The 15,669-nt window shown below is 70.7% G+C and carries 19 protein-coding genes and 1 pseudogene; 11 read left to right on the top strand and 9 right to left on the bottom strand.

Annotation, left to right across the window (positions count from 1 at the left end):
* Nucleotides 1-274 precede the first annotated feature (274 nt).
* Genes DFR72_RS31455 through cbiQ form a run of 3 tightly spaced genes read left to right on the top strand, consistent with a single transcriptional unit; the run spans nucleotide 275 to nucleotide 2,654 of the window.
* Nucleotides 275-961, top strand: a complete 687-nt coding sequence (locus tag DFR72_RS31455; protein WP_090068979.1) for an energy-coupling factor ABC transporter permease — start codon at nucleotides 275-277, stop codon at nucleotides 959-961.
* A complete protein-coding gene (locus tag DFR72_RS31450) occupies nucleotides 958-1,242 on the top strand; it encodes a PDGLE domain-containing protein (protein ID WP_090068981.1) in 285 nt (94 codons plus the stop codon). Before DFR72_RS31455 ends, DFR72_RS31450 begins: the two co-directional genes overlap by 4 nt.
* The gene (cbiQ, locus tag DFR72_RS47985) at nucleotides 1,239-2,654 is read left to right on the top strand and encodes a cobalt ECF transporter T component CbiQ (RefSeq protein WP_090068984.1); all 1,416 of its coding nucleotides are present in this window, start codon (nucleotides 1,239-1,241) and stop codon (nucleotides 2,652-2,654) included. Before DFR72_RS31450 ends, cbiQ begins: the two co-directional genes overlap by 4 nt.
* On the opposite strand, the gene DFR72_RS31440 is transcribed toward cbiQ, so the two are convergent.
* Nucleotides 2,633-3,145 (bottom strand): TetR/AcrR family transcriptional regulator, encoded by a 513-nt coding sequence (locus DFR72_RS31440; protein ID WP_090068986.1) that lies wholly within the window; start codon nucleotides 3,143-3,145, stop codon nucleotides 2,633-2,635. The two genes, cbiQ and DFR72_RS31440, sit on opposite strands and share 22 nt — an antisense overlap.
* A gap of 73 nt (nucleotides 3,146-3,218) precedes the next feature.
* On the opposite strand from DFR72_RS31440, the gene DFR72_RS31435 reads away from it, so the two are divergent.
* Together DFR72_RS31435 and DFR72_RS31430 are read left to right on the top strand one after the other, a co-directional pair.
* Nucleotides 3,219-3,635 carry a nuclear transport factor 2 family protein gene (locus DFR72_RS31435; protein WP_090068989.1) on the top strand — a complete coding sequence of 139 codons (417 nt, stop codon included), beginning with the start codon at nucleotides 3,219-3,221 and terminating at the stop codon, nucleotides 3,633-3,635.
* Nucleotides 3,632-4,537: a phosphotransferase gene (locus DFR72_RS31430; RefSeq protein WP_090068991.1), complete on the top strand. Its 906-nt coding sequence runs from the start codon at nucleotides 3,632-3,634 to the stop codon at nucleotides 4,535-4,537. Before DFR72_RS31435 ends, DFR72_RS31430 begins: the two co-directional genes overlap by 4 nt.
* A 159-nt stretch (nucleotides 4,538-4,696) precedes the next feature.
* Here DFR72_RS31430 and DFR72_RS45110 read toward each other — a convergent pair whose 3' ends face one another.
* Nucleotides 4,697-5,428 (bottom strand): RDD family protein, encoded by a 732-nt coding sequence (locus tag DFR72_RS45110; protein WP_170176492.1) that lies wholly within the window; start codon nucleotides 5,426-5,428, stop codon nucleotides 4,697-4,699.
* A 19-nt stretch (nucleotides 5,429-5,447) separates the two neighbouring features.
* On the opposite strand from DFR72_RS45110, the gene DFR72_RS31415 reads away from it, so the two are divergent.
* Entirely contained in the window at nucleotides 5,448-6,455 is a 1,008-nt protein-coding gene (locus DFR72_RS31415) for a stage II sporulation protein M (RefSeq protein ID WP_090068995.1), read from the top strand.
* Here DFR72_RS31415 and DFR72_RS31410 read toward each other — a convergent pair.
* From DFR72_RS31410 to DFR72_RS31385, 6 genes are all read right to left on the bottom strand, one after another.
* On the bottom strand, nucleotides 6,452-7,741 hold the full coding sequence (locus tag DFR72_RS31410; protein ID WP_090069171.1) for a DUF58 domain-containing protein: 1,290 nt from the start codon (nucleotides 7,739-7,741) through the stop codon (nucleotides 6,452-6,454). The genes DFR72_RS31415 and DFR72_RS31410 overlap by 4 nt on opposite strands.
* A 1-nt stretch (nucleotide 7,742) precedes the next feature.
* The gene (locus tag DFR72_RS31405; protein WP_090068997.1) at nucleotides 7,743-8,705 is read right to left on the bottom strand and encodes an AAA family ATPase; all 963 of its coding nucleotides are present in this window, start codon (nucleotides 8,703-8,705) and stop codon (nucleotides 7,743-7,745) included.
* A complete protein-coding gene (locus DFR72_RS31400; protein ID WP_090068999.1) occupies nucleotides 8,702-9,733 on the bottom strand; it encodes a DUF4350 domain-containing protein in 1,032 nt (343 codons plus the stop codon). Before DFR72_RS31400 ends, DFR72_RS31405 begins: the two co-directional genes overlap by 4 nt.
* Nucleotides 9,730-10,329, bottom strand: coding sequence for a DUF4129 domain-containing protein (locus DFR72_RS31395; RefSeq protein WP_090069002.1), 600 nt, complete (start codon nucleotides 10,327-10,329; stop codon nucleotides 9,730-9,732). The genes DFR72_RS31400 and DFR72_RS31395 overlap by 4 nt, the downstream gene beginning before the upstream one ends.
* Nucleotides 10,316-11,341 (bottom strand): DUF7847 domain-containing protein, encoded by a 1,026-nt coding sequence (locus DFR72_RS31390; protein ID WP_090069003.1) that lies wholly within the window; start codon nucleotides 11,339-11,341, stop codon nucleotides 10,316-10,318. The genes DFR72_RS31395 and DFR72_RS31390 overlap by 14 nt, the downstream gene beginning before the upstream one ends.
* 70 nt (nucleotides 11,342-11,411) lie before the next feature.
* Nucleotides 11,412-11,990: a uridine kinase family protein gene (locus DFR72_RS31385; protein WP_245983679.1), complete on the bottom strand. Its 579-nt coding sequence runs from the start codon at nucleotides 11,988-11,990 to the stop codon at nucleotides 11,412-11,414.
* Nucleotides 11,991-12,027: 37 nt separating this feature from the next.
* Between DFR72_RS31385 and DFR72_RS31380 the strand changes: the two genes are divergently transcribed.
* Together DFR72_RS31380 and DFR72_RS31375 are read left to right on the top strand one after the other, a co-directional pair.
* Nucleotides 12,028-13,377 carry a replication-associated recombination protein A gene (locus DFR72_RS31380; protein ID WP_090069005.1) on the top strand — a complete coding sequence of 450 codons (1,350 nt, stop codon included), beginning with the start codon at nucleotides 12,028-12,030 and terminating at the stop codon, nucleotides 13,375-13,377.
* 28 nt (nucleotides 13,378-13,405) lie between these two features.
* Nucleotides 13,406-14,041, top strand: coding sequence for a maleylpyruvate isomerase N-terminal domain-containing protein (locus DFR72_RS31375; protein WP_090069006.1), 636 nt, complete (start codon nucleotides 13,406-13,408; stop codon nucleotides 14,039-14,041).
* Here DFR72_RS31375 and DFR72_RS31370 read toward each other — a convergent pair.
* On the bottom strand, nucleotides 14,038-14,616 hold the full coding sequence (locus tag DFR72_RS31370; protein WP_090069007.1) for a GNAT family N-acetyltransferase: 579 nt from the start codon (nucleotides 14,614-14,616) through the stop codon (nucleotides 14,038-14,040). The genes DFR72_RS31375 and DFR72_RS31370 overlap by 4 nt on opposite strands.
* Nucleotides 14,617-14,769: 153 nt before the next feature.
* Between DFR72_RS31370 and DFR72_RS31365 the strand changes: the two are divergent.
* The 3 genes and pseudogenes from DFR72_RS31365 to DFR72_RS31355 all read left to right on the top strand — a co-directional run.
* Nucleotides 14,770-14,907, top strand: a pseudogene (locus tag DFR72_RS31365) (mycothiol transferase); the annotation flags it as partial.
* 93 nt (nucleotides 14,908-15,000) lie between these two features.
* Nucleotides 15,001-15,393, top strand: a complete 393-nt coding sequence (locus DFR72_RS31360; RefSeq protein WP_090069009.1) for a DUF948 domain-containing protein — start codon at nucleotides 15,001-15,003, stop codon at nucleotides 15,391-15,393.
* Complete coding sequence (locus DFR72_RS31355; protein ID WP_030481782.1) at nucleotides 15,390-15,659, top strand: hypothetical protein; 270 nt, start codon at nucleotides 15,390-15,392, stop codon at nucleotides 15,657-15,659. The genes DFR72_RS31360 and DFR72_RS31355 overlap by 4 nt, the downstream gene beginning before the upstream one ends.
* The last annotated feature ends 10 nt before the right edge of the window (nucleotides 15,660-15,669 follow it).

Below are 15,669 nucleotides of genomic sequence, written 5' to 3'. Positions count from 1 at the left end.
GTGCACGTTGTGACCCGATGTTTCAGGGGCTGCGACCGCGGTGCCCACCCCGAGTGCGGAGGCCCCGACGGCCGCGCCCGTCCCGTACAAAAAGGTTCTACGCGACAGCTCTGTCACTGTTCGTCCCTCCGTGCCGTGGCGGCGGCGGAACGGATCTAACCGCAGAAGTCATCCGATGACTAGCGAGCGTGTGACGATCAACGCCTTCTTGCCCGCAAATCGTTGTTGCACAGTTCTAGCCATAGCCGAGGTGGGGCAATTAGCGTGACGACTCATGTCACCTGTTGCCATGCACATGAGCGACGGTCTGCTGAACGCTCCGATGTCGGTCGTCCTGCTCGTCATAGCGGTGGCGGGCGTCGGGTTCGCGTTGGTCAAGGCCCGTGCGGACCTCGACGACCGCACGGCGCCTATGGCGGGCCTGGTGGCCACGTTCATCTTCGCCGTCCAGATGATCAACTTCCCGATCCTGCCCGGCGCCTCCGGGCACCTGCTGGGCGGTGCGCTCGCGGCGATCCTGGTCGGTCCGTACGTCGGCGCGTTGTGCGTGACGATCGTGCTCGTCGTGCAGGCGCTGCTGTTCGCGGACGGCGGTCTCACCGCGCTGGGCGCCAACATCACCAACATGGCGCTGATCGGCACCGCGGCCGGGTTCCTGGTCGCCGTCGCGCTGCGCCGGTTCGCCGCGAAGGGCAAGGGCGGTCTCGCGGCCGTCGCGTTCATCTCCGCGTTCGTCAACACGCTGCTGGCCGCGACCGGCTTCATCGTCGAGTACGCGATCGGCGGCGCGGGTGGCGTGGAGATCGGCAAGGTCGCGCTGCTGATGTGGGGCCTGCACGCGCTGATCGGCATCGGTGAGGGCCTGATCACCGCCGTCACGGTCACCTCGGTCGCGTCGATCCGGCCCGACCTCGTCCACCTGCTGAAGGGCGGCGGCAAGCCGCTGGAGGTCCGGTCGTGAAGAAGTTCTTCATCGGGTTCGCGTTCGTGTCGCTGCTGATCGCCGGGGTGCTGTCGTACTTCGCATCCGGCGACCCGGACGGCTTGGACAAGACCGTCGAGGACACCGGCATCGCCGAGCACGCGCAGGAGCACCCGTTCTCCGGCAGCACGTTCGCCGACTACGCGCTCGGCGGTGACGACAAGTTCACCGGCCTCGCGGGTGTGCTCGGCGTGGTCGTCGTGCTGGGCCTGTCGTTCGGCCTGTTCTGGGTGCTGCGCAAGAAGTCCGACGCGCGGTGAGCGGCGCCCACGACGTCCTGCACCACGCCGGCGACTCGCCGGTGCACCGCCTCGCGCCCCACGTGAAGATCCTCGTGGCGTTCGGGGCGGTGCTGGGTGTCGTGGCCACCCCGCGCACGTTGTTCCCGCTGTTCGGCCTGTACCTGCTGCTGATCGTCGCGGTGTGGTCCGTGGCGCGGGTTCCCGCGCTGTGGTTCGTGAAGCGCGCGGTGATCGAGGTGCCGTTCGTGGTGCTCGCGTTCCTGCTGCCGATCTTCGGCACGGACCCGCGCACCGACTTCCTAGGCTTTTCTGTCTCGGTCGAGGGTTCCCTGGCGGGCTGGAACATCCTCGCCAAGGGCACGCTGGGCGTCCTGGTCAGCCTGACCCTGGCCGCCACGACGGCGCCGGGGGAGTTGCTGCGCGGCCTGCAGACGTTGCGGGTGCCGGCACCGCTGATCATGATCGCCACGCTGATGCTGCGGTACGGCGAAGTCGTCGTGGGCGAGGCGAGGCGCATGCGCGTCGCCCGCATCTCGCGCGGTGACGACCCGCGCTTCCTGTGGCAGGCCGGCGCGGTGGCCAGGTCGGTCGGCACGTTGTTCATCCGGTCCTACGAACGCGGAGAGAGGGTGCACCTCGCGATGGTGTCGCGCGGCTGGACGGGCACGCAGGGAGGTTCGGCGACGATCGTTCCGGAGACCGTGGCGGCTCCCGCCCTGGAGGTGTCGAAGCTCGCCTTCGCCTACCCGGACGGGCACCAGGCCCTGTTCGGCATCGACCTGCGCGTCGAGCGTGGCGAACGTGTCGCGGTGCTCGGGCCGAACGGCGCCGGCAAGACCACCTTCGCGTTGCACCTCAACGGAGTTCTCGGTGGCGGCTCGGGGTCGATCTCGATCGCCGGCTTGGAGGTGCGCAAGCAGAACCTGCGCGAGATCCGCCGCCGCGTCGGGCTCGTCTTCCAGGACCCCGACGACCAGCTGTTCAGCCCGACGGTGGGGGAGGACGTCGCGTTCGGGCCGCGCAACTTCGGCATGTCCGATGTGGACGCCCGCGTGCGGAAGGCCTTGATTGCCGTGGGAATGGAGTCGGTCGCGGACCGCTCGCCGCTGCACCTGTCCGGCGGTCAACGGCGTCGTGTCGCACTGGCCACGGTGCTGGCCTGCTCGCCGGAGGTCCTGGTGCTCGACGAGCCGTCGGCGAACCTCGAACCGGTGGCCCGCCGCGAACTCGCCGAGCTGCTGCTCTCCTTGGCGCCCACCATGCTGATGGTCACGCACGACCTGCCGTTCGCGCTGCAGGTCTGCCCCCGCAGCGTGCTGGTCGACGACGGCGTGGTCGTGGCGGACGGACCGACCCGCGAGATCCTCGCGGACTCCGCCCTGCTGGCCCGCCACCGCCTCGAACTGCCCTACGGCTTCCGGCTCGACTGAAGCCCGCTCAGCACGATCTCCAGCAGCACGGCGGGATTCGCGCCCTCGTGCATGCTCTGCAGCATCCCCTTCATCAACGCGACGAGGTCCCTCGTCGTGATGTCGGCGCGGACGGCCCCCGCCTCCTGGGCCCGGGCCAGCAGCCCGCCCAGGGTGGCGTGCAGGCTGTCGCGCAGCTCTGACGGCACCGCGATCGCGTCGGACATGTCCCGCTTCGCCGTCGCCTCGTCCGCCATCTTGCCCAGGAACGCGAAGAGGTCCGCGCCGGCGTCGGCCGACGGTTCCGCCGACGCGATCATGGCCGACACGCGCGCTTCCGTCACGGCCTGGAACAGCGCCTGCTTCGTCGGGAAGTGCCGGTAGACGGTGCCGGGGCCGACACCCGCCTTCGCCGCGATCTCGTCCAGCGGCACGTCGAAGCCCTGTTCCGCGAAGAGCTCCCGCGCCGCCACCAGCACCTTCTCACGATTGCGCGCGGCATCGGCCCTCATCGTTGCCAACCGGGGCGTGCGTTCCGTATGTTACTAACCGGGGTCACCGTTCCGATTCTACGAGGGGCACACCATGACACGCACACCAGCACAGATCGTGGAGCACGTCCGGCGGCAGGTGGCGGGCGAGCAGGGCCACGGCTCGTTCGCCGACCTGTTCACCGAGGACGGCGTGATGGCCTACCGCTTCCCCGCGCCGTTCCAGGAACCGGAGATCAGGGGCCGGACCGCGATCCGCGCCTACTTCGACAGGATGAGGGGCGCCCGCGTCCGCGAGAAGATCGAGGTCCAGCACGTCGAGGCGATCACCAGGCTCACCGACGACCCGGACGTCGTCGTCGCGGAGATCACCCACCGAGGCTGGTCGAAGGTGAAGCAGGACTACTACACGTTCACCGCCGTCGCGATCATCCACTTGCGCGACGGCGAGATCGTCCGCTACGACGACTACATGAACCCGTTGCTGCTCCAGGAACTCCTGGGCGCATGACCTTCGACGTGTCCGCCTGGTGCTCGTCGGAACTGGGAAGCCCCGTGGCCGGCGTGCTCTACGAGCGCGTGTCGATCTCCACGGTCTCCGGCGTGCGCCTGGCGGACGGTCGCGAGGTCTACGTGAAGGCCCGCCCGGACGACGGCCGCGCCGTGTCGTGCGTGGCCGCGCAGGCGTCCCTGGCGGCGCGGGGGTTCCCGTGTCCCCGCCCGCTGACGCCGGTCGTGGTCGCGGACGGGCTGGCCGTGCACGCCGAGGAACCGTTGCCCGGTGGGGAGATGCTGCTCGGTTCCTCTCCGGACGTCGCTCGCCGCTACGCGGCCGTGTTCGCCCGGCTGATGACCCTGTTGGCCGGCGTTTCGGTCCCGCCGCCGCTCCCGTCACCGCGCTGGGCCCGCTGGGACCACACCGGTCCGGGCCTGTGGCCGGAGATCGACTTCCTCGACGCGCGGGATCAGAGCGTGGTGCCTTCTCTCGTGTCGGAGATGGCGTTCCGCGTGCGCAAGCGGTTGCTGGCCACCTCGCTGCCGTGCGTGCTGGGCCACGCCGACTTCGAGGCGCAGAACCTCCGGTGGCAGGACGGCGAGGTGCTGGCCGTGCACGACTGGGACAGCCTGGCGTGGCAACCGGAAGCGGCCCTCGCCGGCGCCGCGTCCGGAGCGTTCGCCAACGTGTCACCGCCGGGTCTGGTGCCGATCGGGAGCTCGGCGGCGTTCCTCGAGACCTACCAGCAGGTTCGCGGGCGTGCGTTCTCCTTGGAGGAGAGGGAGATCGCGTGGGCCGGGAGCATGTGGACCGCCCTGCACAACGCACGGTGGGAGGTCCTGCACGGCGATCCGACGCCCTCAGGTGACGCCGTGCGCGAACAAGGGGCCGAACGCCTCCGGCTGGCCAACGCCTAGGGCGTTTCCCGTAAGTCCGTTCGATGAGGGTCACGGGCGAGAGACCCGGAGGCGGTGCCGCCGCGACGCCCTCATACCGGGCGTATTCGGGTGTTGCGGCGGTGCCGCCTCCGGGGCCCTCGACCGCGACTGTCGCGGACGAGACTTACGGGACACGCCCTAGGCGGCCGCGCGGCGCCTGCGTTCCGCCAGCACCGCCGACAGGTACGGGTGCGGATGCGTGTACTCGACCCGGGGCGAACTGATCGCCGCGCCGACGTCGTCCGACAGCCGCGACCCCAGATCCCACCGCGCCTGCTCGTTCAGCTCGTGGTAGCGGCTCAGGTACTGCCGCGCCGCCAGCACCAGCTCCTCCGGCAGCTGCGACAGGTCGAGTCCCGACGCCCACTCCGCGAGCTGCGGCGGCATGACGGCGAGCTCCACCTCCTGGCGGGGCACGCGGGTGTGGATCACCACCGTGCCGGCCAGGTAGTCGCCGACCCGCTTGCCCCGCGGTGAGAAGAGGGAGACGAACAGCGCGATCGCGCCGGCGAGACCCAGCACCCAGAAGTCCACGATGAAGCCGGTGAGCGAGCGCACCAAGGCGTGCCGGAAGCGGATCGCGCCACCGTCGTCGCGCACCACGCGCAGGCCCATGGCGAGCTTGCCCAGCGAACGGCCCCGCGTCGCGGTCTCCATCGCGGTCGGGAAGCCGATCATCACGGCTATCAGCAGCGTGATCGCGAGCGCGTCCTGCAGCGCGTTGTCGACGTCGACCGGCGCGATCAGGAACAGGACGACGAGCAGGCCGAACTGCACAGCCACGTCGATCGCGTACGCGACCGCCCTGCTGGCGAGCTGTGCGACGCGCAGGTCCAGAACTACGGCTTCACCGGTGACGAGGTCCCCCACGCGGATAGTGTGACCCATCGTGGATCTCGACGTCTTCATCGATCGCCACCGCGAGTCGTGGCAGCGGCTCGAGCAGCTGGTCAAGCGGTCCGGGAAGCTCAGCGGGCCCGAGGCCGACGAGTTGATCGAGCTCTACCAGCGGGTGACGACGCACCTGTCGGTCGTGCGCAGCCAGATGCCGGACCCGGCCACGGTCGAACGGCTCTCGGCGCTGGTCGCCCAGGCGCGATCGGTGCTGACGGGCACGCACACGCCCGCCTGGCGGACGTTCACGCGCTTCTTCACGCACCGGCTGCCCGCCGCGATCTACCTCGGCTGGCGGTGGTGGGTGCCGGCCGGGATCGCGTTCTACCTCGTCACCGGCATCATCGCGGCGTGGATCGCCTCGAACCCGGACGTGCAGGCGACCATCGCCGCGCCGGAGGAGATCCGGGAGATGACGAGGGTCGGCGGCGGGTACGAGTCGTACTACTCCAGCGATCCCGCCGGGTCGTTCGCGGCGAAGGTGTGGACGAACAACGCCTGGGTCGCCGCGGCCTGCCTGCTGCTGGGCGTGCTGTTCGCGATCCCGCCGGTCTACCTGCTCTTCACCAACGCCCTCAACGTCGGCGTCGGCATCGGGCTGATGTTCGGTGCGGGCCGCGGAGGGGTGTTCCTCGGACTGCTGGCGCCGCACGGGTTGTTGGAGCTCACGGCCGTGTTCGTGGCGGCGGGCATCGGCATGAGGCTGGGCTGGCAGGTGATCGACCCCGGCAAGCGCACCCGTGGCCAGGCCCTCGCCACGGAGGGCCGGTCGGTCGTCGCGGTGGCGCTCGGACTGGTCGTGGTGCTGCTCGTGTCCGGTGTGCTGGAAGGGTTCGTGACGCCTTCCGGGCTGCCGACGTGGGCGCGCGTCGGCATCGGGGTGGTGGCCGAGGTGCTGTTCCTGCTGTACGTGTTCGTGATCGGGCGCCGCGCGGCGCGGCAGGGCGAGACGGGCGACATGGACGCGAGTGAACGTGAGGACGTCGCGCCCGTCGCCGTTTAGAGCTTGCCTGCGGCTTTCAGCGAGAGATAGCGGTCCGCGAGAGCGCGCGGCAGGTCGTCGGGCAGTGCGTCCACGACGTCGACACCGTGCCGTGCGAGCAAGGCGGTGAGACGGCGGCGTTCGGCCAGAGTGCGTTCCGCGGCGGCGGCCGCGTACACGGACTCCAGGTCGCCGCGTCCGGCGGCCATCGCGTGCACGGCCGGGTCGGACACCGACGCGACCAGCAGGTGGTGGCGCGTGGCCAACGCAGGCAGCAGCGGCAGCAGACCGTGCTCCATCGACGGCTCCAGCGACGTCAGCAGCACCACCAGCGAGCGGCGGCCCGCCCGGCGGAGCACCTCGGCGACGGCGCCGCGGGCGTCGAACTCGACCAGTTCGGCTTCCAGCGGGGCCATGGCCTGCACCAGGACGGGCAGTGTCGCCCGCGGTACCGAGGCACGCACCTGCTGGCTGAACGCCAGGAAGTCGACCTGGTCGCGGGCCTGCGAAGCCAAGGCGGACAACAACAACGCGGCGTCCATCGCCGTGTCCAGGCGCGGCAGGCCACCGAGTGCGCCGTCCACGCGGCCCGCCGAGGTGCGGGCCGTGTCGAGCACGACCGTCACCTGCCGGTCGCGTTCGGGGCGCCAGGTGCGGACCACCACGTCCGACGAACGAGCCGAGGCACGCCAGTCGATCGAGCGCACGTCGTCGCCGATGACGTACGCGCGCAGCGAGTCGAACTCCGTGCCGGCGCCGCGGATCAACGAGGCGCGGCGACCGTCGAGTTCGCGCAGGCGTTCCAGCAGAGGCGGAAGGTGACGGCGGCTGTGGAACGGCGGCAGCGCGCGCACCGTCCACGGCACGACGTGTGAGCCTTGCCGTGCCGCGATTCCCAACGGGCCGTGGGAACGCACGGTCACACGGTCCGCAGCGCGATCGCCACGCCGCACGGGCCGCAGCTCGAAGGACAGCACACGCGAGCCACCGGCGGGCACGTCGACCGCAACCCGATCTGTGACCACACCGGCAGAAGGCGCCCATGCGTCACGAAGAACGCCACGCAGCCGACGTCCGGGGTTGTGCACGGTCAGCTGCACCACACACGGCTCGCCCGTGCGAACCGAGGTCGCCCCCGCGCGCGAGAACGTCAACCGCCGCACGCCGGCCGCCAACAACAAGTCGACGGCCACGCACAGCACCAGAAGACCGAACAGGACGAGAATCCCCTGCCACGACGGCAGGAGAAGCCCGACGACGAAAACCCCGATGAGCGCGAGCAGCCCCGCGCGGCCCGTGAGCGCCACGTCAGCGCGGCACCTGAACGGCACCGAGCACGCCGTCCAGCACGCCGTCCGCCGTCACGCCCTCCAGTTCGACCTCCGGACGCAGCTCCAGCCGATGCCGCAACGCGGGCCGCGCGAGTGCCTTCACGTCGTCCGGCGTCACGTAGTCACGGCCCGAGAGCCACGCCCACGCGCGTGCGGCAGCCAGCAGAGCCGTTGCGCCACGGGGAGAAACGCCCAGACGCACGGCCGGAGACTGACGGGTCGCACGGCACACGTCCACCACGTACGCGATCACCTCAGGAGCCACGGTCAACGAGCGCACGGCCGCCGTCCCCGCCTCCAGGTGTGCGGCACTCGCGACCGGCGACAACGACGAGAGGTCACGCGGGTCGAAGCCGGAGGCGTGCCGCGTCAGCACGTCGATCTCGTGCTCCCGCGCCGGGATCGGCATCGTCACCTTGAGCAGGAACCGGTCGAGTTGCGCCTCGGGCAACGGATAGGTGCCCTCGTACTCCACCGGGTTCTGCGTCGCCACGACGATGAACGGCGATGGCAGCGGCCGCGTCTTGCCGTCGGCGGAGACCTGCCGTTCCTCCATCGCCTCCAGCAGTGCGGACTGCGTCTTCGGCGGCGTCCGGTTGATCTCGTCGGCGAGCAGCAGGTTCGTGAACACCGGGCCCTCGCGGAACGAGAACGCCGCGTTGTGCGAGTCGTACACCAGCGACCCCGTCAGGTCGCCGGGCATCAGGTCCGGCGTGAACTGCACGCGCGTCGTCGACAGGTCCAACGCGCGCGCAAGAGCACGCACGAGCAACGTCTTCGCGACGCCCGGAACACCCTCCAGCAGCACGTGTCCCTTGCACAGCAACGCGAGGATCAACGACGTCACGGCGGCGTCGTTGCCCACCACGGCTTTGCCGATCTCCGCGCGCAACGCCACCAACGCCGTACGGGCTTCCTCGGTGGTGACCACTGCCGTCATGCCTTGCGCACCTCGTTCTCCAGAGCATCGAGCGATGCGGCCAGCGCGACCAACCCCCGGTCGTCCACCGGCTCCTTGTCGTAGAGCAGCGCCCGCACCGAAGTGACGGGACGCGAAGTCCTGCGGGCGATCTCCTCGGACGGATCGTCGCCCGGCGGCACCCCCAGCAGCGGCGCCAGCCGGTCACGCGTCGCCTGCCGCAACACGGAGGCGGCGTGCGACGCGGCGTGCGACCGGCGGTACAGCCGCGCCCTGCCCTCCACGGTCTCGGCGGCGCGCACCACGACCGGGAGCGGTTCGGGCACCACGCGGCCGAGCCTGCGCGCCCGCCACACCGCGATCAGCACGGCCGCGACACCGAGCTGCAGTGCGCCGTACTTCCAGCCGTCCGGGACCAGGTCGGTCAGCGACTTCTGCTGTGACCTGTCCGCCGCCGACGGCATGTACCAGACCAGCCGTTCGTGCTGGCCCAGCAACGACAACGCGAGTGCCGCGTTGCCCTCCTCGTCCAGGTCGCGGTTGGTGAAGATCCCGCCGTAGCCGATCGTCGTGACGGAGCCGGTGCGGACCAGCGTCGAGTCGTAGCAACTCTGTTCACCCTCGTAGGTGAACCCGCCCGTGGTCGCCGCGCCGGCCCCGTCCGCCAGCGGGCAGCCGGGCTGACGGGTCTCGGGCTCCAGCCGGCGCAGCCCGGGAGAGGGCGCGAGGAGCACGGTCGAGGAGGCCCTGAGGCTCAGGTCCGCGAGCCGCTGCGGGTCGATCAGGTCCGGCTGCGTCACGAACAGCGTCGCACCGTCCACCGAGGACGCGTTGTCGGTGAGCTCGACGCGCACGCCGTTCTGCTCCAGCAGCCGGGCGACCGCGTGGCTGCCCTCCGGCTGGAACGACCGGGGGTCGAGCGCACCGCCCTCACCGCTGCCGCGCAGCAACGTGACCACGACCGCGGCGAACAGGATGATCACGCCGATCAGCAGGGGACCGCGCGCGGCGGTCCAGATCCGGCCGGCGTCGGGGGAGACCGCCGTCATCCGCGCACCTTGCCGTCCACGGAGACCAACTGCTGGTACCCCTCCAGCGTCGCGGGCCTGCCGCCGTACCAGACGTCGTCGAACTGGACCGCCGCGCCGCGCAGGTCGCCGGCGAGCACCGGGAGTGCCTGGCCCGCCTCGTGAGCGACCTCGTCCACGGTGCGTCCGGCCCGTGCGTCGAGCACGCCGCGTTGTTCCAGCTCGCGCACCACCGCGCGGAAGCGTTCGCGCACGGCCTCGGCCAGGTCACCGGCCGCCGCGGCCTTCTCGGCGGCGGCCCGGTGCTCGGCCGCGGTCATGGCGGTCGAGCCGAACACGGTGCCGTCCGACCGCAGCGCACGGCCCGTGCGCCCGACACGCAGCCTGACGATGATCACGATCAGCACCAGCACGGCCACGACGACTGTGACCGCGGTGATGCCGCTCATGCCACCCGCCCCGGCGAACAGCTCGCCGAGGCGGGTCAGCACCCAGTCGATCGCGCGTTCCAGCGGGTTCGGGTCGTCGGAGACGTACGCCGGGTCGCCGAGCTCCCGGACGGCCGCCTCCCTCGCCTCGTCGCGGCCGAGATCTACCGGTACGTCAGAGACCGCCATGCCCCGCGGCCCGCTGGAGTTCGATGTCCATGCCCTCGGACCGCATCCGGCGGTCGACGTAGACCAGCACGTTGACCGCGGAGCTGAACGGAAGCACGATCGTCGACGCGATGATGGCGCCCAGCGTGATGATGACCAGGTAGCCGATGCTCGTCGTGGCGGCCGGATCGTCGCTGAAGCCGGTGGTCGCCAGGCCCAGCGCGCCGAACGGCAGGCCGATGATCCAGCTGATCACCAGGCCGATCAGGGCGGCGACCAGCAGGATGCCGAAGGTGCGCCACCAAGCGCCGCTCACGAGCTTCCTGGATCGGCCGAAAGCGGTGCCGACGCCGCAGCGTTCCAGCACCAGCGCGGGGGTGACCAGGGAGAACAACACTCCCAGCCAGCCGGCGATCAGGAACCCGACGAAGAGGGCGAGGAAGAACGCCTCAACGGAGCCCGAGACCACGCCGAGCAGGCCCAGCACGACCGGGGCGGCGGCGATCAGGAGGCCGGTGAGCACCGTCGCGCCGAGCAGCGGGAGCAGCCGGGGCTTGAACTCCTCCCAAGCCTGGGCGAACGTCACCTGATTGCCCAGCACGGCGCGGCCCGCGATGACCGTGATGAAACCGGAGAGGAACGCGGTGCCGATCACCTGCAGCATGATGCCGACCAGCGAGCTGACGAGGCCACCGACGGCCGTGCTGATCAGCTCGTCCCGCGTCGGCGTCGCGTTCGGCGCGAACGTGGTGGAGATGTCGCTGAGGAACGGCAGCAGCACGAGCAGGCCGACGATCTCCGTGATCGCGGCGACGACGGCGGCGGCGCCGATGATCAGCTTCGGATGACGCCGCATCGTCGTGATGGCACCGTCGATGATCTCGCCGAGCGTCAGCGGGCGCAGGGGGATCACGCCGGGCTTGATCGTCGGCTGCGCGGGAGGCGGAGGGGCGTTGTAGCCGTACTGCGGCTGCTGGCCAGGCTGCTGGTTCTGTGGCTGGTCGGGTGACGACCAGCCGGGCGTTTCGGACATCTCGGCTACCCCCGGTCGTGGTGTGAGCGGAATCCTGCCAGACCAGGGCCGCCGGCACCCGGCAACCCGATCACGAAACGAGCTCGGTCCGCGCCTTGGCCGGGGTCGTGCGCCGCATGCCCGCGCTGACGCACCTCCTCACCACCTGCGGCTGCTCCCGCATCAGTCGCAGCCCGCGCCTGACCAGCGTCGGCACCGGCTTGCGGGCCTCGGCCACGTCCCGGGCGAACCGGCGCACGAACGTGACGGGAGGGCTCGGCGCGAGCACGATCGCGTCCCGGAGCACCCCCGCCTCCTTCGCGCCCTGCACGAGCAGGTCCGCGAACAGCCCCTCCGCGATGAACGCGGGCGCGTCGCCGAGCTCGATCGTCTGCGTGCCGACCGCGCGGTCCTCGCTGATGGAGTAGACCGGCGCCTCGACCCTGCCCGTGTTCGACAGCTCGATGATCGCCTGAAGCGCCTTGTCCGCGTTCCACGAACCGATGTCGTCCCAGTCGGCCCTGCCGTGCTCGTCGCGGGGCAGCAGCGGGTCGTCGCCGTCGCGGTAGAAGTCGTCCAGGCGCAGCACGGGCCAGCCGAGGTGGGCGGCGAGTGTCGACTTGCCTGAGCCGGAGGGTCCGGCGAGCAGCACGGCACGAGGGATGGGCACGGAACGCGATCCTCGCACATGACCTACGCTCGAACGCATGAGCGAAGGTCTGTTCGACGAGGGCCTCTTCGGCGCGACCGACGAGGAGAAGGCCGAACGCATCGCGGCCAACGCCCCGCTGGCCGTGCGGATGCGTCCGGTCACGCTGGACGAGGTCGTCGGTCAGGACCACCTGCTCGGACCGGGCGCGCCGCTGCGCCGCCTGGTCGAGGGCGCCACGCCGGCGTCCGTGATGCTCTACGGCCCTCCCGGCACCGGCAAGACGACCCTCGCGACCCTGGTGTCGAAGGCGACCGGCCGCCGGTTCGTCGCGTTGTCCGCGCTGTCGGCCGGCGTGAAGGAGGTGCGGGCGGTCATCGACGAGGCCCGCCGCCGCCTGGTCCGCTCCGGCGAGTCGACGGTGCTGTTCATCGACGAGGTCCACCGGTTCTCCAAGACCCAGCAGGACGCCCTGCTGGGCGCGGTCGAGGACCGGATCGTGCTGCTGGTCGCGGCCACCACGGAGAACCCGTTCTTCTCGGTCGTGTCGCCGCTGCTGTCGCGTTCGCTCGTGTTGCAGCTCAAGTCGCTGACCGACGACGGCGTGCGTTCGGTCATCAAGCGCGCGGTGTCCGACGAACGCGGCCTGGGCGGTTCCGTCGTGCTGGAACCCGAGGCGGAGGACCACCTGATCCGCCTGGCCGGTGGTGACGCCCGCCGCTCGCTCACGGCGCTGGAGGCCGCCGCGGACTCGGCGCTGGCGTCGAACGAAGGCGTGATCACGCTGACGCTGCTGGAGTCCACGGTGGACAAGGCGGCGGTGCGCTACGACCGCGACGGCGACCAGCACTACGACGTGACGTCGGCGTTCATCAAGTCGATCCGCGGCTCGGACGTCGACGCGGCCCTGCACTACCTCGCGCGGATGATCGAGGCGGGGGAGGACCCGCGGTTCATCGCACGGCGGCTGGTGATCCACGCCAGCGAGGACGTCGGCATGGCCGACCCGACGGCGTTGCAGACGTGCGTGGCGGCGGCTCAGGCCGTGCAGCTCATCGGCCTGCCCGAGTGCGCCCTGAACCTCGCGCAGGCCACGATCCACCTCGCCACCGCGCCGAAGTCGAACGCCGTGACCACCGCGATCTACGCCGCCATCGAGGACGTGCGCAAGGGAGCCATCGGTTCCGTGCCCGCACATCTGCGTGACGGGCACTACGCGGGCGCGGCGAAGCTGGGCAACGCGCAGGGCTACCGGTACCCGCACGACGTGCCCGAGGGCGTGCTGACGCAGCAGTACGCGCCGGACGACCTGGTGGGACGCGACTACTACGAGCCGACCGGGCGCGGTGGCGAACGCGCCCTGGCGGAACGGCTGCCGCGGCTGCGCCGGGTGATCAGGGGCGAGTGACCCGCCCCGGCGCGGTAGCTTCGGCGAAGTGACGATCAGAGAAGACTTCCTGACCACCGCCCGCACCGCCCTGGACCTCCTGCGCCACCCGCGGGTCGCGCAGCACTGGGACCAGCCGAGCGCCCTGCCGGAGTTCGGCGTCAGCGGCCTCGCCGGACACGTGGCCTACCAGGCGCTGCCGCTGCCGTCGATGATCGGGACGCCGCCCGGCGACGAGCCCGTCGTCCCGCTCATGGAGCACTACGCGCGGGCGAAGTGGACCGACCTCGACGTCGACTCGGAGTTCCACACCCGCATCCGCGCGGGCGGCGAGAAGCTCGCGGCGGAGGGGCACGGCGCCCTCTGCGACCGGTTCGAGCAGACGCTCGACGAACTCGCGAAGTCGTTGCCCGGCCAGGAGGACCGGGGCGTCCGCATGCCGCACTGGGGCCCGTGGGCCGTGCCGCTGGACGAGTACCTCGTGAGCAGGCTGATGGAGTTCGTCGTGCACTCCGACGACCTCGCGGTGAGCGTCGGGCTGGACACCCCCGAGTTCCCGCGCCACGTCAACGAGGCGGTCATCGACCTGCTGACCCGGATGGCGCTCAACAAGCACCGCGCCATCGACGTGGTGCGTGCTCTGAGCCGCAAAGAGCGTGCACCGCAGGACATCACCGCGTTCTAACGCTTGCAGACCATCAGCAGCGCGAGCTTGCCGGGCAGCATGATCTCGTCCGCCGCCACGAACCCACCGGCCTCGAACGACCTGATGGCCCGCGTGTTGCGCACGTCCGGTTCGAGCACGATCCGCGTGCAGTGCGGGTCGGCCTCGAACAGCGCGTCGGTGAGCCTGGGGAGCAGCGACCGCACGAGTCCGCGGTCGGTCATCGCCAGCTCGCCGACGGCGAGGTTCAGCCCGAGGTCGTGCGGCCGCGCCCGGTAGCAGCCGGCGACGGCGTGCCTGGCCGCGCGGTAGACCTCGGCGTAGATCACCGGCCGGCCGTGCCAGCTGATCAGCACCGGCCGGACGTCGTCCCCCGCCAGCAGCTCCGCCAGCCGGCGCTCCCACTGCGGCACCGTCCACGCCTGCCGCCGGAACGCCGCCACGTGCGGTGCCTGGTTCCAGCGGTGCACGAGGTGCAGGTCGTAGCCGTCCGGACGCGCGACGCGGGCGTCCCACGGCATCGGCAGGTCGGGGACGGGCGGGGCGTCCGCCATGAGCTGGAGCCGATAGGAGTCCAGGTGCGACACCGGCTTCACGAGGCCTCCTGCACGGATCAACTTAGTTGCCTGACTTCTACTGGCAAGGCCGCCGCTGTCAAGCCCTGGGTGACGGGTATTTCACAGGCTGTGACGGCCGTGCGTCAATGAGCGGTCCCGTACGTTTCACGTCATGCAGGAGACCACCCCGAGGCGCCGACCGCCGTCCCGGTCGACGGCGCGCCGAAGTCACTGAGGTGGGTCGTCGCGCACATGACCGCCGAAACCGCCCGGCACGCGGGCCACGCCGACGTCCTCCGCGAGCAGATCGACGGCGCCACAGGTCGTTGAAGATCAACAAATGGTGCCGCCCAGTCGAGTGTCGGGCCCACCCGGTAATCTCACCCGCAACCAAGCCCGAACGCCTGTTCACCAGGAGGATCCGTGTCGCCAGGGTGGCTCGCCGCCGGTGCTTTCGTGCTGCTCGTGCTCATCGTGGGGGTTGTGGCGATCAAGGCCGCGCGCTTCTTCGACGAGGCCACGATCGCGATGCGCAAAGCGCACGAGAACACGGACCCGTTGTTCGTTGAAGCCAACACGACGCTCACGCACGTGAACACGCAGCTCGAACGCGTCGACGGCATCACGGCCAACGCGCGCGCCGTCACGGGCAACGTCTCGGCGCTCACCAGCCTGTTCACCGCCACTCTCGGCGGCCCGCTGGTCAAGGCCGCCGCGCTGTCCTACGGCGTGAGCAAGGCCGTCAAGGCGCGCCGCAAGGCCGCCGAACAGCCGAACAAGCACTCCAAGCGCCGTCCCAGGCGAGGTGCGAAGTGAGCCGCCTCTTCTGGTTCGGACTGGGTGCCGCGGCAGGCCTGTTCGCCGCGAAGAAGGCCTCCGAGGTCGCAAAGCAGGCGACTCCCGCCGGTGTCGGCGCTAACGTGGGTGAAGGCCTGCGCGAACTCGCCGGCGCCATCGGTTCCTTCGGGGCCGAGGTGCGCGCGGGGATGGCCGAACGGGAACAGGAGTTGCAGGACACCGTGGAACGTCAGACGGGGTTCACGCCGGGGCGCCGAGCGCCCAGGGCGAACGGGAAGCACTAGAGCCGTTCGC

Origin of the sequence: Lentzea flaviverrucosa, from assembly GCF_003350445.1 — a bacterium.
Lineage (GTDB): Bacteria > Actinomycetota > Actinomycetes > Mycobacteriales > Pseudonocardiaceae > Lentzea > Lentzea californiensis.
The sequence above is the reverse complement of the archived record's forward strand: the minus strand, read 5'-3'. Positions and strand labels throughout refer to the sequence as shown.

Excerpts from the sequence above, each read along its gene's own strand:
- DFR72_RS31430 (WP_090068991.1), top strand. The coding sequence starts at position 3,632 with ATGACCTTCGACGTGTCCGCCTGGTGCTCGTCGGAACTGGGAAGCCCC.
- DFR72_RS31390 (WP_090069003.1), bottom strand. The coding sequence starts at position 11,341 with ATGTCCGAAACGCCCGGCTGGTCGTCACCCGACCAGCCACAGAACCAG.
- DFR72_RS31380 (WP_090069005.1), top strand. The coding sequence starts at position 12,028 with ATGAGCGAAGGTCTGTTCGACGAGGGCCTCTTCGGCGCGACCGACGAG.
- DFR72_RS31395 (WP_090069002.1), bottom strand. The coding sequence starts at position 10,329 with ATGGCGGTCTCTGACGTACCGGTAGATCTCGGCCGCGACGAGGCGAGG.
- DFR72_RS31440 (WP_090068986.1), bottom strand. The coding sequence starts at position 3,145 with ATGAGGGCCGATGCCGCGCGCAATCGTGAGAAGGTGCTGGTGGCGGCG.
- DFR72_RS31405 (WP_090068997.1), bottom strand. The coding sequence starts at position 8,705 with ATGACGGCAGTGGTCACCACCGAGGAAGCCCGTACGGCGTTGGTGGCG.
- DFR72_RS31455 (WP_090068979.1), top strand. The coding sequence starts at position 275 with ATGTCACCTGTTGCCATGCACATGAGCGACGGTCTGCTGAACGCTCCG.
- DFR72_RS31400 (WP_090068999.1), bottom strand. The coding sequence starts at position 9,733 with ATGACGGCGGTCTCCCCCGACGCCGGCCGGATCTGGACCGCCGCGCGC.
- DFR72_RS31435 (WP_090068989.1), top strand. The coding sequence starts at position 3,219 with ATGACACGCACACCAGCACAGATCGTGGAGCACGTCCGGCGGCAGGTG.